We start from the raw sequence: 17,994 nt of genomic DNA on the forward strand, positions 1-17,994 counted from the left end.
GATCAGGAGCATGAGCAGGGCCCTGTCGGTTCGGGCGGGTGCGGGGCTCAGGAGGGCTTTGGGCCGCAGATGAAGCGTGGCTCCGCGGCGTAGCGCCAACTGAACTTCTCCCGCTTTACCTCCTTACCGTCCTTGTAGAACACTCGGTAGGCGCTCTGGCTGAACCCATCGCTGCCGCTGGCGGCGATGCAGTTCGGGCCTGGCTCCAGATGGACGGTCTTTGGCTTGGTGATGTTTTTACGGGGGCCGTATTCCGTCTTTACCTTATCCCAGATCTTCGTACTCCAGATCGAAACGGTGATCTTGTTCGACGTGTACGAGGTATCGATCAAGAGTCCGTACTCGGTGTTGTTGCGGAATTTGAAGTCGAGCTCCGGGTAGAAGATTGTGGACTCGATGACCGCCGGGTAGCGGCTGAAATAGTACGAGTGTGGCTTGTGCTCGACGTCCTCGAGCCCCGCATAGTAGGTGGCGTTGAACAGCGTCGTGGTGAACTGCGAGACACCGCCCCCGACGCCCGGTACGAGCTTGCCGTTGAGAATGACCGGAGCGTCCTTGTAGCCCTTTGCGTAGTTTCGGTCGCCGGTGTGCCCGTTCAGGGAGAACGTCTCGCCGGGTAGCACCAGCGTATTGTCAACGTCTTTGGCGGCGGTGATGATGTTCTGGCTGCGCGGCGAGGAGAGTCCGCCGGAGAACTGGGTGGTGAAGGTCGACACCTGCTCCCTGATACCCAGACCCGCCAGCTTCTCCGTGGTGAGCTCCGGCTTCGCCGTCGTGAGCGTGCCGGTCACCCGGCGGTCGTCCGACTGCGGTAGGACCGCGAGCAGGGCCTCACCAAGGCTGCTGGTGTCCAGCTTCTTCCCGTCCCGGCTTTCGATGATCTTTGGCTTGCCGTCGGTGAGCGTCATCCGAGCGTTTTTCGGGGTCACCTCGACCTTGGCCAGGTCGTCGCCGAGCGCGGTGCGCAGCTTCTCGACATCGACTTTCGCCGACAACGCGCCGGCATCGTCGGCGGTGAACACCAGACTCTTTGCGATCGCCGCCGGCGGAATGCTCATCGAGCCCTGGTCCGTCGTCAGGGTCACCGGGGCCGCGACGGCCGGCCTCGCCAGCTCGGCCACCATCTGGTCGACCTCCTCGGCGGTGGTGACCGGGTGTATCTGGGCCAGTGGGACGGTGACTGGCTCACCGCTCAGCCAGCCCTCCCGCACCGCCTGCGCGGAGCGCTCGGGGTCGAGCTCCAGGCTTGGCTTCGGGTGAGTTGCCTTCGGGGTGAGGCCGCTCCAGGTGATCGCCGGCATGGTCATCGTGCGGCCGTCGTCCCCCAGGACCTTCTTGAGTGCCGCGTCGAGCTGGTCCACGTCCACCGTCACCACCGGTGGCACGGTGCGGGAGCCGACGAGTCGTTCGAAGACGTGCGCCTCCACCTGCATGGCGGCCGCCACGGTGGCCTCCACGTCAACCCGGAGACCCACCTCGGCCGGCACCAGTTCCGCCGTGTTGTCGCCGACGACCACCGGCAGGGGTGCGTTCAGCTCGGCGGCCTGTCGCTCCACCGCGGCGCGCAGCTCCTCGACGGCCGCTGCCTGGCTGTAGCCGCTGAGCTCCGTGCCGAGGACCGTCGTTCCACGGGGTACGTCACCGGCGTACGCGTAGGCACCGATGCCGACTGCGGAGGCGAGTACAGCGGTGGTGACCCCGGCGGCGAGCAGCCAGGTGCGGCGGGACCACTTCCCGCCAGGTGGAAAGGACCACTTTCCACCCCGTTTGGTGGGTTTCTCCGCCTCCTCAACAGGCCACTGCACCGCGGTTACCTGCACGGTGGGCCGGTCGTCGGCGGGCGGAACCTTGTCGCCGTACAGGGTCACAGTCACCTCGATCAGGGGCGTCGCACCCGGGCGGTTGTCACACCCGGAAGGAAACTACGGTAACCAACATGTGCGCGTGGCGGCAGGTCGCGTCTTGCGTCGCGTGTCGCCTCCCCCGATCCTCGCGTGTCGGTGTTGGCGTGCGACGGTGGGGTCCATGCGGGAGGACGACGTGGCTCTGGCGTACGGCGGTGGTTGGGTGGACCGGGCCGGTGCCCTCCGTGCCGATCCGGATCGGCTGGCGACGCTGCTGGGCGCTGTAGACACCAGAGTGCTGCCGCTGTGGCAGGACCGCTGCCTGGTCAACGGGACGGCGCCGGTTCGGCTGAGCGGCGAAGCGGCGGCGAGGGCGCACGTCGCCGCGCGGGAAACGGTATTCCTCGGGTTCGCGGCGGGGCGGGCAGTCTTCGCGGTGGACCTCTCCGAGCTCGCTGAGGATGCCGCTCTGGCGGCTGTCGGGGCGACTCGGGTGGTGGATGTGCGCGGGCTCGTCGGGCCGCTCAGCCCGGCCGAGGCGGCTATCCAGGCGTACGCGCGCGGTCTGCTGCACTGGCACCGGCAGCAGCGGTACTGCGGCACCTGCGGGGGGTCGACCAGCGTCCAGGACGCCGGGCACGCCCGGCGGTGCGCGGATCCCACCTGTGCCCGACTGTACTTCCCCCGGATCGAGCCCGCCATCATTGTGCTGGTGGAGACAGCGGGCTCGCCCGGGCGTTGCCTGTTGGCCCGGCACGCCGGGGCGGCCGAGGGTGCGTTCTCGACCCTCGCCGGCTTCGTCGAGGTGGGGGAGACGCTGGAAGACGCGGTCCGGCGGGAGGTAGCCGAAGAAGCGGGGGTGGTGGTGACCGACGTGGCGTACCAGGGGTCGCAGGCCTGGCCGTTCCCGGCGGGGCTGATGGTGGGCTTTCGGGCCACCGCCGTATCCGACGAGATCCGGGTGGACGGGGTCGAGCTGCTGGAGGCACGCTGGTTCACCCGCGCCGAGCTGCGCCAACGGGCTGCGGTAGGCCACCCACTCGGTCGGCTGGACTCGATCGGTCACCACCTGCTCAGCAGCTGGCTGGCCGAGGACGAAGCAGCCGCGTCAGCTCCCCGCTGACGCCCTCCGCGGCGCCGGAACCAGCCTGTCGACGCGCGCTGGTGTCGACATCCACGTTCGGAGCGTCATGGCCAGGGTCGTGACCACGGCAGCTCCCAGGGCGAGCCAGAGCAGCCCGGAGACGGTCCGCGGCGTGGTCCACAGCGCGACCGTCGTCAGCAGGGCGCTGCCCACCCACAGCGGCGCGGCGGGCCAACGGACGCCGGTGGCGACCGCCGCGTTCAGTAGGACGAAGACGACGGCGTAGAGCGCCCCGACGGCGGCGAAGAGCGGCGCGAACGGGCCCAGGTGGGTGTAGTCCGGGCCGCCGACGAGGTGGAAGGCCAGGGTGCCGGCGAACGTCGAGCCGAGAATCAGCAGTACGCCGCAGCCGGCGGTCACGGCGAGTGCGACGGCCCGGCTGAACCGATCGTCGCGGGCCAGCCGGGGCAAGGCGAGTACGGTGGCGACCTGCGGTGCCCACAGCGCGCCCTTGGTCAGCACCGTCCCCACCGCGTACCCGCCGGAGTCGTCGGCCGGCAGTAGTTGACGGGCGAGGAAGAGGTCCACGTACGAGACGACAAGCATGGCGAGCATCGCGGCGCAGCCGGTCAGGATCTGGCCGGCATCCAGCGGTGGCGCCGTGGCGGGGGCCGCCGGGGCGGCGGGCCGGGCCAGTGCGGCGAGCCCGACCGGGGTGAGCGCGGCGGTGCCGGCACCGAGCAGCAGAGATCCGGTCAGGCCGGCGTCCAGCAGCAGACCAACCAGCACTCCTCCGTACCGACCGGTGGCCAGCAGCCCCATGCCGATGGCCAGTCGAACGAACCGTTGCCCGCCCTGGAGTTCTCCCAACGTCCGGCAGGAGAGCACGATCGCGGCCGTGGTGATCGCGGAGAGGACGAGGGCTTCGGCCGGAAGACGCAAGCTCGTGACGAGTAGCGGGCTGGCGAGGATCAGGGCGGATGCGCAGAGCGCGGCGGTCAACAGGGCCGCCCGGCGGGTCTGGGTGTGACCGTGCTTCGCGTGGTGCACGGCGACGGCGAGCTGTAGGCCGAACCCCGGCACGCTCGCGATGGCGATCAGGCCGAGCGTGGTGGCGAGCGCGCTGAGGTCGGCGGAGCCGAGCTGGCGGGCGGCCAGCACCGGGACCAGATAGGCGAGGCCGTTGGCCAGCAGCCCCGCGGCGGTCACGGCCAGGCCGGCGGTGCCGAGTGCCCGGGCGCCGGTGCTTGGGGAAGGCGTCCCCGAGCCGTCCACATCGTCGGTTCGCCGGATCACACGAATCCCGATGGGTCGGAGTCCCGCCAGGAGGTCGCCCCGGCGACGCCGCCCCCCGACTGCCGGGGCACATCCGCCGCGGACGGCGGCTTCGCGGGGTGCGGGGGAGCGCGGTGAACCGGCCGGTGTCGGAGGCATGTCGACAACCAGAGGCACCCGAGGGCGAGGACCATCAGGAGTTGCGGAAGCGCGGCGGTGTGCCGCTGCGTGGCCTCCAGGTACGTCCAGCCGGCGAGCAGGACGAGGGCGGCGGGGAGCCATGACTCGACGAACCGGGGGACGAGCCGTACCCAGTGGGGGGCGGCCGACCGGGGCATGCGCAGCGAACCGGGGAGGGCGAGTAGGACTCCAGCGGCGACGAGTACGCCACCGACGAGGCCGCCGAGCAATATCAGGGCAATCGCACCGACCGCCAGCAGGGGAAGGGAGCGAGTGGCCCGGCGTCGCGCTCGCCGTGCCGGCCGCGCCGGTGCGCTGCCCCGACGTTCGGGGAGAAGCGCGAGGAGTGTGACGCCGAGGAGCAGGGCGCCTCCGGTCAGGAGCGCCACCTGGTACGGGCCGTCCGGGGTGAAGCGCAGGACAACCTCACCGGCGGCGCCGGCGGGCAGGAGCCAGCCTTGCTGCCAGCCGTCGACGACCACGGGGCGCAGCGGCTCGCCGGCGAGCGTGGCCTGCCAGCCCCGGTTGGTGTTCTCCCGCACCGCCAGTACCCGTTCGACGGCGTGCTCAGCGACCTGTACCCGCCGCTCGGTCGCCTCCCACGCCGTGACGTCGAGGGCGCTCGGGGTCATCACGTCCGTGCGCTGCTGCGGTACGAGAGCGACCCGGGTCGGCGTGGCGAACTGGCTGGCGGCGGCGACGAGGCGGTGCTCGGCGGCGCCGAGCGGCAACTCGGTGTCGGTGCCGCACAGCTCGGCCGGCACCTCCCGCAACTCCAGGAGGTCCCGCACTGTGCCGCGTAGGGCGGTGGTCACCGTCTCCTCGCCGATCGTCAGCGTCGGGCCGGAGCCGCAGCCCAGCGTCAAGGGTGTGTCCAGGTCTGCGGGGCTGGTGGGGGCGCCTGGAAGCACGGTGATCTCACCGACCGCGATCGGTAGGGGCTCGGGCAACCGAAGTCCGTACGGATCGATGCTGGTGGCGGAGGGCGGATCGAGGAACTGGATGGTGATCTCGTTGGTTCGCGCCGGTGGATCCAGCATTAGTACCCCGTCGTCGCGGAGCAGGCCGCCCCGGATGCCGTCGTTGGCGATCACCCGTACGCTGCCGAGCCGGGTGGCCGCGACGGCCGGGTCAACGGCGAAGCGAAGGCCGCTGATCACCTGGGGCTTGAACCAGGTGAGGCGAAGGATCGGGGCGTCGTCGCTGATCGCCGGTGACCAGCTGGTGGCCGGGTCCCCGTCCAATACCGCTCCGGGGCGGCGACTCGGATGAGGGACGCCGGTTGACGAGGCGCTCACCTCGGGTGCGAGGCCCAACGCCTGCGCGTCGGTCACCGCCTGGTCGAGGGCCGCGTGCAGGGCGGAGCCGTCCATCGGCTGGGCCCACAGCTGCGGGTCGTAGGTCCCGGCAGCTGGCAGGGTGAGCGTACGGTCGATCGTGCGTCCGTCCTCCGAGCCGCGGATCGCGTTGGTGGAACAGCGCGGCTTCCCGTCGACCATGAAACAGGCGGGCGTCCGGGGGTCGGCGGAGACGACGACGGCCGGTGGTTGCTCGGTGGCGGGTGCGTCCGGCAGCCGGAGGGTGCGACTGGTCTGGACGCCCGGGATGCTGATTTCGGAGATCCCCACCACCCCGCTACCGAACGGGCGGAGGGTGAAGGTGTCGTCGATGGAGATGCGGATGCGCTGGGTGGCGTGGATTCCCTCCAGTTCGAAGATCATGCGATCGCCGAAGCTCTCCACGGTCCGGCTTTCGTATCCGGCGGTGACGGTCACCGTGGTCGGCACCACGTCCGCCGTCAGGTCGAAGCTGAGCTCCACCGTGGTGATGTTGGTTGGGTTCTCCAGCCCGACTTCGATCCACTGCCGATCGCCGCGGCTGTACGGTGCGGACTGCCAGGAGGTCGTCGGGTCGCCGTCCATCGCCGCATACGGCTGATGCTCGGAGCGGTTGCCACCGGGGATGCTGACCTGCGAGCGTGCCGTTGACGTGCGAATCGAGTTGATGCCCTCGAACTGGGCCACGGTGGACCAGTTCTCGGCCCAATCGGGCAGGTAGTCGTGCGCGGGTGCGGACGGTGCGAGGGTCTCGTCGGCGGTGTGGGTATGTGAGGCGTTGTCCTGGGACCGGCCGAAGGAGACCTCGCGGCGCCGGAGCCCGTCGGTCATCGCGACCGGACCGGAGAGGTCGTCGGTGTCCGCGTCACCGGCCAGGACCGTGGGGGCCGGGCTCAACAGGCCCGCCGCGGCGAGGTCGAGCAGGGACTCCGGACCACCGACGACGGTGGCGACATCCTTTCGGTCGTAGGCGACAACCGGCTCCACCCGGCGGTTGACCTGGTAGACCTCGAGTGCCCGTCCCGGCACGTCGAGCCCTTGGTCGGGAATGTCGTCCACTGCCTCCGGCCCACCCCGGATCGGGCCGAAGGTGGTGACCCGGGTCAGCCCCGGTGAGCGCTGTAGGGCCTGGCGAACCACGGCGGGGCGGGTCGTGTCGGAGCGACCGTGGTCGAGGTCGGCGCGGAACAGGACGTGGCTGACCCCGGAGCGGGCGAGGAGGTCGGCGAGGCCCGCCGAGCCGGCGCCGGAGCTGAGCGTGGCTTCGATCGCGTCCAGGAGGCGGATGGTGGTGGGCGGGGTGAAGGGGATGGAGTTGCGGACAGCCCAGCTGCTCTCCAACAGCGGTTGGGCGATCTCGTCGGTGGTGCTGCCCCAGTCGTAGGCGGGGCGGCGTGCTCCGGGGACGACGAGCACCCGTCCCGGACCGGTGTTCGCGTCCAGCCAGTCGGCGGCGTCCTGCCAGTATGGGGGCACCTCCCGCGCGCTTCCCGGGGTGGCGATCCCGCCGATGATCGCTGGGCTGGCGACCGCCGCGACTGCTGCCATGGTCACGCCGGTGGTGATCCAGGCCCGCGCCACGGCCTTTTTGTGTCGCGCGGCGGGTGCGGTACGCGCTGCCTTCACGACCAGGCTGACCAGGTGGGCTAACCCGAGCGTCAGCGGTAGCCGGAGCAGGACGTCGAATTTGTGGGTGTTCCGTAGTGGCGCGCCGATCCCGTCGAGGAACTGCTGCTGTGGCCCGGCGAGGAGATTGGGAAGATCGCTGACGTGTCCGAGTCCGACCATCGCGGCGCCGAGCATCAGGCCGGTGACCAGGAAGCGGCGGTGCGGCATTCCGCGCCGGGAAAGCCCCAGTACACCCAGGGCGGCGACGGCGAGCGTGGCGAGGATCAGCGGAAGCTCGTTGGCCAACCGGGCGCCGCCGGGGATGGCCTGTTCAACCGGGGAGGCCAGGTACGCCACCCAGTACGACGCGCCGCGCAGCGTCGTCACGGCGTCGGTCACGCTGGTGGTGCTCTGGGCGGTTTCGATGTAGTCGAGGAACGGTGGGCTGTACCGCCCGAGAATGAGCAGGGGAACCAGCCACCAGGCGGTGGCCAGGGCCACCGCGCCGCACCAGGCGGCGATTGCGCTGATTCGGCGGCCGATCGGTGCCAGCGTGGCGAGCCAGAGCAGGGCGAGCGGTACCACCGCGAACACGGCGGTCGCATTGACCCCGCCCGCACAGGCCACGGCGAGTGCCGACCCCGCGACCGCCCGGCGGAGGGGCGCACCTCGGGCGAGGCCGATCAGGGGGATCAGTACCCACGGCGCCACCGCGCTGGGCCAGGATTCGACCGAGGACCAGCCGAGCTGGGTGAGGATCCGGGGCGACAGTGCGAAGGCGACACCAGCGATCATGCGTCCGGTGGGCGAGCCGATGCCGAGGCTGCCGGCCAGTCGCACCACGCCCAGGTAGGCGACGCAGAAGAGCAGCGCCCACCACAACCGTTGAATCACCCACGGTTGCAGGCCCAGCTCCGAGCCCACCAGGAAGAACGGACCCATCGGCCACAGATACCCGTAGGCCTGGTTCTGTAGCTGGCCGAAGGCGCCGGTGGGGTCCCAGAGGTGCAAAGAGCGGAGCAGCCATCCGGCGGGATTGACGTTCAGGTCGACCTTGGTGTCGGGGACGATCAGCCCGGGAGCCTGCTGGAAGGCGAGGGCGGTGAGGACGACGCAGATGGCGAGGTGCCGGAATCCCCGGTCCAGACGTCGGGCCCGCCTCGGCCGCGCTCCGGCGTCACTGGTCACCTCTGCACGCATGTCGCTCCTGTTCCGCCGGGCGGTACGGGTATCGGCAGCCGACGACGGTCGAGCGACGTAGCCGGGACCGAAGTGGGCGAGGTGGCGTCGATGATCAGTGTGGCGAACGTGGATGGGTGGCCACCCCCCACGGCGTGTAAGCGTGTGGCAGGCTTCCAAGTATGTCAATGCCAGAGGCTGGGGCTGTGGCACCTCCGGAGTCCGTCGCGTCGATGCCCGCCGAGCCGAAAGCGTTCGCTCGGCGGTTTCGTCTGGACCGGGTTGGAGCGGTGGCGGTAGCCCTCATCGTTGTGTCGGTCGCCTGGCGTGCCGGCCTCGCGGCGCGTGGCTGGTTCTCCCAGGACGAGTTTGTCCTCGCCGCCCAGGCCCTTGATGCCCGGTTGGACGCGGACTTCCTGCTGCAAACCGTCAACGACTCCCTGATGCCCGGTGGCTTGTTGACCGCCTGGCTGATGGTGCGGCTGGCCGGCTTCGCCAGCTGGCCCTGGGTATTGATGCTTGCGGTGGGGCAGGCGGCCGTGGGTGTCGCGGTCTATCGCCTGCTGCGCGATCTGCTGCGGCCAGGCTGGGGCCTGCTGGTCCCGTTGGCCCTCTTCCTGTTCAGCCCGCTGACGCTGGAGGTGTCGTCGCTGTGGTTGGTTGGGCTGCTCGTGTTGCCGATGCAGCTCGCCCTGGTCCTCGCGGTCCGGGCGCAGGTCCGGTATGTGCGTACCGGCCGCCTCGGCCATCTCGCGACGGTCGCCCTGTGGCTGCTGTTCGGCCTGCTGTTCGACCCGAAAGCGCTGCTGATAGCGCCGCTGTTGTTCCTGCTGACCGTCTTTCTGTTTTCCGATGGCTCGCCGTGGCGCAGCCTGGTCACGGTGGTGCGCCGGCACTGGCGGGGCTGGCTGTTGCTCACCCTGCTCTCGGGGGCCTACCTGGCGTTCTACCTGACCCGACCGGCACGTGCGCTGGACCAGCTGACCTCGCCCGGTCAGGCTTTCACGTTCCTCGGTGACCTGGTCGGCGCGACCGTCGTGCCAGGCCTGCTCGGGGGGCCATGGCGGTGGACGTACGCCGGTGACGGGCCACCGTTGGTGGATCCCTATCCGGTCGCGATGTGGCTGTCTTGGCTGGTGCTGGCGACACTGGTCGTGGTCACCGTCCGACGGCGCCGGTCGGCGGTGCGGGCCTGGCTCCTCCTGGCCTGTTACGTCGGGCTGGTCGCCGCGCTCTTCGCGGTGACCCACGTCGGTGGCGTGCTCGGCCCGATGGTGGGTACGGTTCCGCGCTTCGTGGCCGATGTGGTGCCGGTCGCCGCGATCTGTGTCGGAGTCGCCCTGTTCGGGCTTCGCGACGACGGCGAAAGGGCCCGGTACGCCGCCCGACCGCTGCCGGGGGTCCCGCGGGCGCTCGGCTCCATCACGGTCGGTCGGGTTGTGACGATCGCCGTCCTGGTCGCGGTCGGAACTGGCGCGGTGTGGAGCACCGTTCGGTTCGGGGAGAACTGGAGCACCAAGCATGGTCGGGAGTACCTGACCACGGCCCAGGCCGAGCTTGCCGCCGCGCCGGCGGATACCGTCTTTCTGGACGCTGTCGTCCCCGATCGGGTCGTCGCCGGGTACTTCTGGCCGGACAACCGTCAATCGCACTTCTTCCGGCCGGCGGAGCGCCGGCCGGAGTTCGTTGAGGTAGCCGAGCTTCCGGTGACCTTCGATGAGGAGGGTCGAATCCGTCCGGTCCGGATCGAGGGCGTGACGGTTCTGCCGGGCCCGGTGCCTGACTGTGGGCACCGGGTGGAGAGCGGGCAAACGACGCAGATTCCGTTGGAAACGCGTGTTGAGCAGTGGCCGCACGTGGTGGAGTTCGGCTACCTGAGCTCCGGTGACGCGACCGCGACCATGCGTCTGGGCGAGGCCACCCGGGAGATCACGGTGCGGCGTGGACTGAACCAGCTGTATTTCCCGTTGCCCGGTGCGGGAGAGACTATCGAGGTCACCCTCAGCACGCCTGATGTTGCCCTCTGTACTAAGTTGATCACTGTCGGGCGGGTGGTGCCGGCGTCGTGAGTGGTTGACCGACCGGCCGACCGAGCCCGGGTGGTTCGTGATCGGCTCCTGTTGTACACCGTCGCGACGGCGGTGACGGCGGTGGTGCTCGCTCCCCTGGCGGCACCGGGCTACGTGCTGCTCTACGACATGGTGTTCGTGCCCCGACAGCCGCTGACCTGGGATCTCGTGGCGCCGGTGCAGGGCCTGCCGCGGGCGGTGCCGATGGACGCGGTGGTCTCGGTGCTCACCCAACTCGTCCCGGGCTGGGTGGTGCAGCGGATCGCGCTGGGTGGGGCGGTTCTGCTGGCGGCGGTCGGTGCCGGGCGGCTGGTGCCGACCGAACGGCCCGGGGTTCGGCTGCTCGCTGCGGTCGGCTATGCCTGGACGCCCTACCTGGCCGAGCGGCTGTTGATCGGGCAGTGGGGACTGCTGGTCGGATACGCCGCCCTGCCGTGGCTGGTACGGGCGGTGTTGGAGCTGCGGTCCGGGCGGGCCGGCGCGGTGGCCCGCGTGCTGCTCGCCGCCGCGCCGGCTGCGATTACCCCAACCGGTGGGCTGATCGCGTTCGGTGTGGTGTCGTTGCTCGCACCACAGCGGGGGCGTTGGCGGGGATCGACGGTCGCGGTGGCGGGGGTCGCCTTGCTCAACGCCCCGTGGGTGACCGCTGCCCTGGTCACCGACGCGGGCGGAAGCTCCGATCCGGCGGGAGTGGCCGCCTTCGCGGCCCGGGGCGAGAACTGGGCCGGTCCGCTGGCTGCGCTCGCCGGCACCGGGGGTATCTGGAGCGCTCAGGCCACTCCGGCGAGCCGAGCCCTGCCCCTGGTGCCGCTGGTGACCCTGGTGCTGTTGGCCCTGGCCGGTTTCGGGTTTGGCCTGCTGCGGCGTCGGATACCGCGGGATGCTTCGGCCCGACTGTTGGTGCTCGCGGGGGGCGGCTTTCTGCTCGCCGCGCTCGGTGCGGTGCCGGGGACGGCCGACGTGTTGCGGTGGGCGGTGGCGCAGCTGCCGGGGGCCGGGCTGCTTCGCGACGGGCAGAAGTTCCTGGCACCCTACGCGTTGCTGTTGGTGGTGTGCGTGGCGCTGGGTGCCGAGCGGGTCGCCGCCCGGATGGAGCGAAGAAACCGGGAGGTTGCGGGGGTGGTGCTGGTGGGCGTGCTGCTGCTGCCGGTCGCCGCCATGCCGGATCTCGCGTTTGGTGGCGTGGGTCGGTTGTGGCCGGTGAGCTATCCAGCGGACTGGCGGGTGGTGGCCGCCCGACTGGCTGCCGACCCTGGCGGCGAGGTCTTGGCGCTGCCGTTGAGTGGCTACCGTGCGTACCCGTGGAATTCCGGGCGGATCGTCCTGGATCCGGCCCCTCGCTACCTGCCGGCGGTGGTGCTGATTGATGACACGCTCCGAGTCGGCGATGTCGCGGTGACTGGTGAGAACACCCGCCTGCGGGAGATCCGGCAGGTGCTCGGGGCGGGACGGCCGGTCGCGGAGACGGGGGTGCGCTGGGTGCTGGTGCAGCAACACCGTGCGGACCAGGTGGATCCGGTCACCCTCGCCGGCCTCGAGGTCGTGCACCAGGGGACGTATCTCGTCCTCTACCGCAATCCAGCCGTGCCGCCGAGCCCGGTGGTGGTGTCTCCGGCTCGATGGGCGGTGGCGGTGGCGTTGGTCGTCGCCATTGTGGTGGTGGTAGCTGCTTTTTTGCGCCGGTACGCCGGTGGGCTACTGCGTGGTAACCTCCGCTCCGAGGTTCAGACATTGGAGGATTGGCATGCGTAAAGCCCTGACCTTGGTCGTCACCGGCCTGGTGGCGGCGATGCTCGGGATCCTGTCTGTCGGTGGGTTGGCGGCCGCGACGACCGCTACCGAGGAGGAGGCGGCCGTCAAGGCCCAAGAGCTCATCGAGAAGGCCAAGCAGGCCAACGAGCGTGACCCCTACGCTCCCGAGATCTACGGCAGCAGGTAGGACGGGGCGCCCCGTGAATCCGGATGACGGGGCGACTCCACACTCTCCAGCACGGCCGCGAAGTGGCTTCCGGCGGCGGGCCAGGTGAAGTTCGCCGCGTGCTCCCGGGCCGCCGCACCCAGCTGGTGCCGTAGCTCGGCGTTGTGGAGGAGGGACCGCACCTTCGCCACGTAGTCGTCGATGTCGTCGGCGAGAAGTCCGGTCTGGCCGTCCACCACCGCCTCCCCCACGCCGCCCGCGCTCCGGAACGCGACCGTCGGGGTGCCGGCCGATCCGGCCTCCACAATGGTCAGACCCCACCCTTCCTTCAGTGACGGGGTCAGCGCCACCCAGGCTGAGGCGAGGAGGGTCGCCTTCTCCTCCTCCGTCACGAACCCCCGGAACTCCACTCGGCCGGTGATGCCCAGGTCGTTGGCGACCTCGCGGAGCCGCCCCTCCCACCAGCCCTGTCCGGCGACCACCAGCCGTAGCTGGGGCAGCTCGTCGGCGAGGGTGGCGACCGCCCGTAGTGCCACCTCGACGCGCTTGTGTGGGACCAGCCGGTTGAGCGTGACGAGCAGTGGGGAGGGTGCACGTTCGGCGTCAGTGTGTGGGAGCGGCGGGGTGCCGTTGTGCACCACGGAGACCTGACCCGCGGGTACACCGAGCTGGACCAGCTCCTGACGGGTGGCTTCGGAGACCGTGACGTGGTGGCAGCGCCGGTAGGCGCGTATGGCGAATGATGACTCCACCCACCAGCCAAACCGGGCTGCCCAAGGTGGAAGTACCACACACCATTGTTCTCGATGAATGTGGTGGATTAGCTTGATAATCGGTCGTCGGGCCCATAGCGGGGTCATGAACGGTAGACCGTTGCAGACGTCGACGAGCACCTTCGGTCGGGGGCCGTGTCGGCGGGACAGGGGGCCGAACCCGAGTGCGCCGGCCAGGTAGCAGAGCGCGGCCCACAGGTACACGGTGTGGCGCCCGCCCCGTCTGATCAGCCGGACTCCGTCGTCATTGACCTCCTCGGGACGGCCCCGACGATGTGCGGCGCAGAACAGCGTGACGCGGAAGCCGCGGGCAACCAGCTCCGCGGCGATCCGCTCGACGTACACCTCGGATCCACCACCTTCGGGGTTCCGGGTGTCCCGCCAGTTGAGGAACAGTACATGTCCGGCGGTGGCGGGAAAGCGCTCCACGTTATCCCTACTCTCGAGTAATTTAGCGCCACACTAAAGCTCGAGAGTCGGGTCGGCAATGCCTGCATGAACTATGTGAGTCAATGTGGTGAATTGACTGCTGTCGCTCTGTCCCCTGCTCGGGGAGTGGTCGGCCGAGAGCGGCGACGGTCGCCGAGCGACTGGATCGGGCGTTCGATGCCGTAGTAGCTCGCCGCCGCGAACGCCAGGCCACCCGCCATCGTCAGAGCGAAGGTCTCGAGTAGGTCGCCGGTGAACAGCGGGCGGTCCCCCACGAGGTAAATCATTTCGATCACCAGCGGATGCCAGAGGAACAGCCCGTACGAGACGAGGCCGAGCCAACGGGCGGAGGCGCTGCCGAACGCCTGGTGGACTCGGGTCTTCCGCTCACCGAACGCCACCGGAATCATGATCAGGATTCCGACCGCGAGATAGAGGGTGAGCTTCACGGCGAACTCCGCCGCCGTCGGCTCGGCGAGGTCAAGCGGGCCAGCGATGGGTGTCGTCGCGATCGCCAGTAGGCCCGCGGCCGCGGACCAGCAGGCGACTGGCGCCGCGGCGAGGTCGTCGAGGACGCGCAGGGCAGCCGGGCCCGTACCGGTTTGTAGGGCAACATGCGCCACCGCCAGGACCATGCCCCCGCAGAACCAGGCCGCGTACGAGGGGAGCCACATGGTGTGGACCGCGGTGTCGATGACGCCAAACCCCATCAGGATGAGCCACCCGGCAGTCATCAGGGTGCCCCCCGCGGCGATCACCAGGGTGCGGACCGGGCGCCAGGTCCGGCCTACCGCGAGCACCGCGACCAGTGGCAGGACCAGGTAGAACACGACCTCGGTGGCGAGGCTCCAGGTCTGACCGAGGCCCGCACGAAGCTGATCGGGTTGATAGATCTGGGTGAAGGTCAGGTGACGGAGCCAGTCACCGGCCGAGGCCGGCCGGTTCTGCGGCAGAACGATCAGGCAGACCGACACCGTCAGCCAGTAGGCCGGCAGGATTCGCAGGGCACGCCGCCAGAAGTACCGGCGAACGCCGGGCCGGGGGCGCCCGGCGGCGACACTGGATGCCCAGGGCCGGAAGAGCAGGAATCCGGAGAGTACGAAGAAGATGGCGACGCCGACGTCCATCCGTGCCAACCAGGTGCCCCACTGGCTGTTCAGGCTCACACCCGTATGGAATCCGACGTGGTGGGCGACGACGGCTACCGAACCGATCGCGCGGAGCGCATCCAGGGCAGGTAGGCGGACGGTGGTCGGAGGATGCGACGAACTCGGGGTAGCGGGTGCCGACATCTAGACATCCAGAGGGTTCACTTTAATGTTGACTGGGGAGTAACCTCCCGCCATGTTAGGGATCGATTGCCCCGGGCGACAGGCCGTAGGGCGGCAGGCGATACAGGAGGATGAGTGAAGCTTCGTGTGAGTGCCGCGCTCTTCGGGCTCGGCGTCCTGTTACTGGTCTTCGCGGTCGGGCTGCCGCTCTATGTCGCCCCCGCCATATCCAAGCTCCCCTACGACCTCAAGCCGACGACGTTGGTCGCAGAAGCGAACAACGCCCGGTTCCTGCAGATCACGGCCGACAGCGAAACGGTCACCGTAGAAGTTCCACGAGCCACCCTGCGCTCCACAATCGAGGTGCTTCCCCAGCCCGGTGACACCAAGGATCGGCTTCCAGACCAGCTCAAGGGCGACGCGGTGATCTGGGATGTCTACCAGACCGTGGTACGGAGTGACACTCAGGACCCGATCACCATGTACAGCACGCAACTCGCCCTCTACCGGGTCTCTGCCGAAGCCGCTCCCTGGGATGATCAGTGGCTCAAACAGGACGACAGCGACGAGACCCCGCGGGGCAACGTCAGCTACTCGGGGCTCATCTACAAGTTTCCGTTCGGTGCGGAGAAGAAGGACTACCCGGTCTTCGACCGCGATCTCAAGGAGGCGATCCCGGCGACCTTCGTCGGCACCGAGACCGTCGAGGGCGTCGAGGTCTACCGCTACGAGCAGCGGATCGAGAACAGGGTGCTGGACACCCCGGAGGAGAGCCTCCAGGTGCTGCTGAGCACCTTCGCCCCCGGCTCCACCACCGGTGAGATCGTCTACAGCAACACCCGGACGTACTGGGTTGATCCGGTAACTGGCGCATGGGTCGACGTGCGGGAACAACAGCGAAAGGAGCTGCGTCCGGACGTTGGATCCACCACCGTCCTGCTCGATGCTGACTTCAACTACACGGACGACACGGTGAACAACAGCGTCGAGTCGGTTAAGACGAATCGCCTCAAGATTGGTCTGGCCAGGCTCTGGGGTCCGATCGCCGCCGGCGTCCTCGGTCTGATCGCCCTCGCCGTCGGCCTCCGGCTGTTCCTTCAAACCGGGGGTGCCGCAGGCCGGCACGCCGCCGCAGCGCCGGCCGCCGGTGGTCCGGCAACCGGCAAAGAGGATCAAGATTCGAGCTAGCCGCGTGGTCGGTGGCTCCCGGGGCGAGGGGCGGGTTGTGTGCCCGCCCCTGCCCCCGGGCCCTTGCCGCGTTGAGTCCGTCGTCCCCGCACGGCCTGGCCCACTGCCCAGCTCGGACTGGGGTGCCACCAGGAGTAGGCGGGCAGGGGTCCGCCGTGTCAGATTCGGGCGAGCGCCCGACGGAGCGGGTCCAGGCCGAGTGAGCCCAGGTCGAGTGCCTGCCGGTGGAACTCCCGGAGGTCGAACTCCGCGCCCCTGCGCGCCTTGGCGTCGGCCCGGGCCTGCAGCCAGATTCGTTCACCAACCTTGTAGGACGGTGCCTGCCCGGGCCAGCCCAGGTAGCGGTTCAGTTCGAACCGCAGGACCTCATCCGACACCCGGCAGTGCGCCCGCATGAACTCCCAGCCCAACTCCGGCGTCCAGCGCTCGCCCGGGTGGAAGCCGAACGGGTTGTCGGCGGGGATCTCCAGCTCCAGGTGCATGCCGATATCGACGATCACTCGGGCGGCGCGAAGCGCCTGGCCGTCGAGCATGCCCAGTCGGTCGCCCGGATCCTCGAGGTAGCCCAGCTCCTCCATCAGCCGCTCGGCGTAGAGGGCCCAACCCTCGCCGTGCCCGGAAACCCAGCAGAGCAGCCGCTGCCAACGGTTCAGGGTCTCCGCCCGGAGCACCGTCTGGGCAACCTGAAGATGGTGACCCGGAACGCCCTCATGGTAGACGGTTGTGACCTCGCGCCAGGTAGAGAAGTCGTCGATGCCCTGCGGCACGGCCCACCACATTCGACCGGGTCGGGAGAAGTCCTCACTCGGGCCGGTGTAGTAGATCGCGCCGTCACTCGTCGGCGCCAGGCAACACTCGATCTGGTGGACCTGCTCCGGGATGTCGAAGTGAGTGCCGTGCAGCTCGCTGATCGCCTTGTCGGCGAGCTCCTGCATCCAGTCCCGGAACGCCTCCTTGCCCCGGATGGTCCGCGTCCCGTCCGCGTCCAGCGCGGCCACCGCCTCGTCGACGGTGGCGCCGGGACCGACGATCCGGGTGGCGACCGCTCGCATCTCCGTCTCGAGCCGGGCCAGCTCCTCGAACCCCCAGGCGTACGTCTCGTCGAGGTCGACCCGGGCGCCGAGAAAGTATTGTGAGGCCAGCTCGTAGTGTTCCCGGCCGGCAGCCTGTTTCGCCCGACCCTGCGGGGCCAGTTCGGTGCGGAGGAAGCGGCCGAACTCGGCGGTCGCCGCGGTGGCTGTCGCGGCACCTCGGCGCAGCTCGGCGTCGAGTGCGCCGCCCGCGCCCAGCCGTTCCACCAGCCCGTGGAAGAAGTTGTCTCCGTCCGGGTCCACCCAGGTGTCACACTGCTTGGCTACCTCGAGAAGCTGGGCCCGCGCGCTGGACTGGCCGGCCGCGGCCGCCTCGCGCAGCGTGGTCTGGTACTGCCCGAGCGCTTCGGCGAAGTGGCCGAGCCGGGCGGCGATGTTGGCCTGGGCCTCCTCGCCGTCGGTCGGCATCAGGTCGAACACGGAGCGGAGTTCGTGTAGTCCGCTGGTGATGACGTTGACTCCCCGGCCGACCTCTCCCGCCGCGTAGCGGGCGAGCTCCAGGCTGAGCCGCTCCTGCATGGCATCCTTCGCGGTCTGCTCCGCCGGCGACTGGGGCTCCACGCCGTCGAGGTCGGCGAGGACTCGGCGGTTCAGGTCGGCGCGGGCGGCGTAGCCGTCCGGCGAGAGGTCGTCGAGGCGGTCGTCGTGGCCGGTGATGCCGACATAGGTGGCGCCGGTTGGGCTCAGCGCGGCCCACTCCGCGACGTACCGGTTCGCAATATCGTCGATTCGTCCCACGATCTCGACC

At 69.6% G+C, this 17,994-nt stretch carries 11 protein-coding genes; 5 read left to right on the plus strand and 6 right to left on the minus strand.

What is annotated here, in order from left to right; translation table 11 throughout:
• Positions 1-47: 47 nt before the first annotated feature.
• Positions 48-1,868, minus strand: coding sequence for a VanW family protein (locus tag STROP_RS00950; RefSeq protein WP_187151599.1), 1,821 nt, complete (start codon positions 1,866-1,868; stop codon positions 48-50).
• Positions 1,869-2,025: 157 nt separating this feature from the next.
• Between STROP_RS00950 and nudC the strand changes: the two genes are divergently transcribed.
• Positions 2,026-2,967 (plus strand): NAD(+) diphosphatase, encoded by a 942-nt coding sequence (gene nudC / locus STROP_RS00955; RefSeq protein ID WP_026275304.1) that lies wholly within the window; start codon positions 2,026-2,028, stop codon positions 2,965-2,967.
• Here nudC and STROP_RS00960 read toward each other — a convergent pair.
• A complete protein-coding gene (locus STROP_RS00960; RefSeq protein ID WP_011904109.1) occupies positions 2,953-4,224 on the minus strand; it encodes a lipopolysaccharide biosynthesis protein in 1,272 nt (423 codons plus the stop codon). The two genes, nudC and STROP_RS00960, sit on opposite strands and share 15 nt — an antisense overlap.
• A complete protein-coding gene (locus STROP_RS00965) occupies positions 4,221-8,528 on the minus strand; it encodes an alpha-(1->3)-arabinofuranosyltransferase (protein ID WP_011904110.1) in 4,308 nt (1,435 codons plus the stop codon). The genes STROP_RS00960 and STROP_RS00965 overlap by 4 nt, the downstream gene beginning before the upstream one ends.
• A gap of 167 nt (positions 8,529-8,695) precedes the next feature.
• On the opposite strand from STROP_RS00965, the gene STROP_RS00970 reads away from it, so the two are divergent.
• From STROP_RS00970 to STROP_RS00980, 3 genes are read left to right on the plus strand one after another with little or no spacing between them, the layout of a single operon-like run.
• Entirely contained in the window at positions 8,696-10,576 is a 1,881-nt protein-coding gene (locus STROP_RS00970) for a hypothetical protein (protein WP_420794856.1), read from the plus strand.
• A complete protein-coding gene (locus STROP_RS00975) occupies positions 10,577-12,328 on the plus strand; it encodes an MmpA family trehalose lipid delivery protein (protein ID WP_011904112.1) in 1,752 nt (583 codons plus the stop codon).
• On the plus strand, positions 12,321-12,515 hold the full coding sequence (locus tag STROP_RS00980; protein ID WP_011904113.1) for a hypothetical protein: 195 nt from the start codon (positions 12,321-12,323) through the stop codon (positions 12,513-12,515). The genes STROP_RS00975 and STROP_RS00980 overlap by 8 nt, the downstream gene beginning before the upstream one ends.
• Here the strand turns inward: STROP_RS00980 and STROP_RS00985 are convergent.
• Together STROP_RS00985 and STROP_RS00990 are read right to left on the minus strand one after the other, a co-directional pair.
• Positions 12,500-13,696, minus strand: coding sequence for a glycosyltransferase family 4 protein (locus STROP_RS00985; protein ID WP_011904114.1), 1,197 nt, complete (start codon positions 13,694-13,696; stop codon positions 12,500-12,502). The two genes, STROP_RS00980 and STROP_RS00985, sit on opposite strands and share 16 nt — an antisense overlap.
• 80 nt (positions 13,697-13,776) lie before the next feature.
• Positions 13,777-14,988: an acyltransferase family protein gene (locus STROP_RS00990; protein ID WP_011904115.1), complete on the minus strand. Its 1,212-nt coding sequence runs from the start codon at positions 14,986-14,988 to the stop codon at positions 13,777-13,779.
• Positions 14,989-15,102: 114 nt separating this feature from the next.
• Between STROP_RS00990 and pgfA the strand changes: the two genes are divergently transcribed.
• A complete protein-coding gene (gene pgfA, locus STROP_RS00995; RefSeq protein ID WP_011904116.1) occupies positions 15,103-16,155 on the plus strand; it encodes a cell envelope lipid trafficking protein PgfA in 1,053 nt (350 codons plus the stop codon).
• Positions 16,156-16,313: 158 nt separating this feature from the next.
• On the opposite strand, the gene STROP_RS01000 is transcribed toward pgfA, so the two are convergent.
• Positions 16,314-17,984: a DUF885 domain-containing protein gene (locus STROP_RS01000; RefSeq protein WP_011904117.1), complete on the minus strand. Its 1,671-nt coding sequence runs from the start codon at positions 17,982-17,984 to the stop codon at positions 16,314-16,316.
• Positions 17,985-17,994: the final 10 nt, after the last annotated feature.

The sequence above is a fragment of the Salinispora tropica CNB-440 genome (assembly GCF_000016425.1).
GTDB lineage: Bacteria > Actinomycetota > Actinomycetes > Mycobacteriales > Micromonosporaceae > Micromonospora > Micromonospora tropica.

Bases quoted from the DNA above. Each gene is read 5' to 3' on its own strand.
- nudC (WP_026275304.1), top strand. From the start codon at position 2,026: ATGCGGGAGGACGACGTGGCTCTGGCGTACGGCGGTGGTTGGGTGGAC.
- STROP_RS00970 (WP_420794856.1), top strand. From the start codon at position 8,696: ATGCCAGAGGCTGGGGCTGTGGCACCTCCGGAGTCCGTCGCGTCGATG.
- STROP_RS00965 (WP_011904110.1), bottom strand. From the start codon at position 8,528: ATGCGTGCAGAGGTGACCAGTGACGCCGGAGCGCGGCCGAGGCGGGCC.
- STROP_RS00980 (WP_011904113.1), top strand. From the start codon at position 12,321: ATGCGTAAAGCCCTGACCTTGGTCGTCACCGGCCTGGTGGCGGCGATG.
- STROP_RS00990 (WP_011904115.1), bottom strand. From the start codon at position 14,988: ATGTCGGCACCCGCTACCCCGAGTTCGTCGCATCCTCCGACCACCGTC.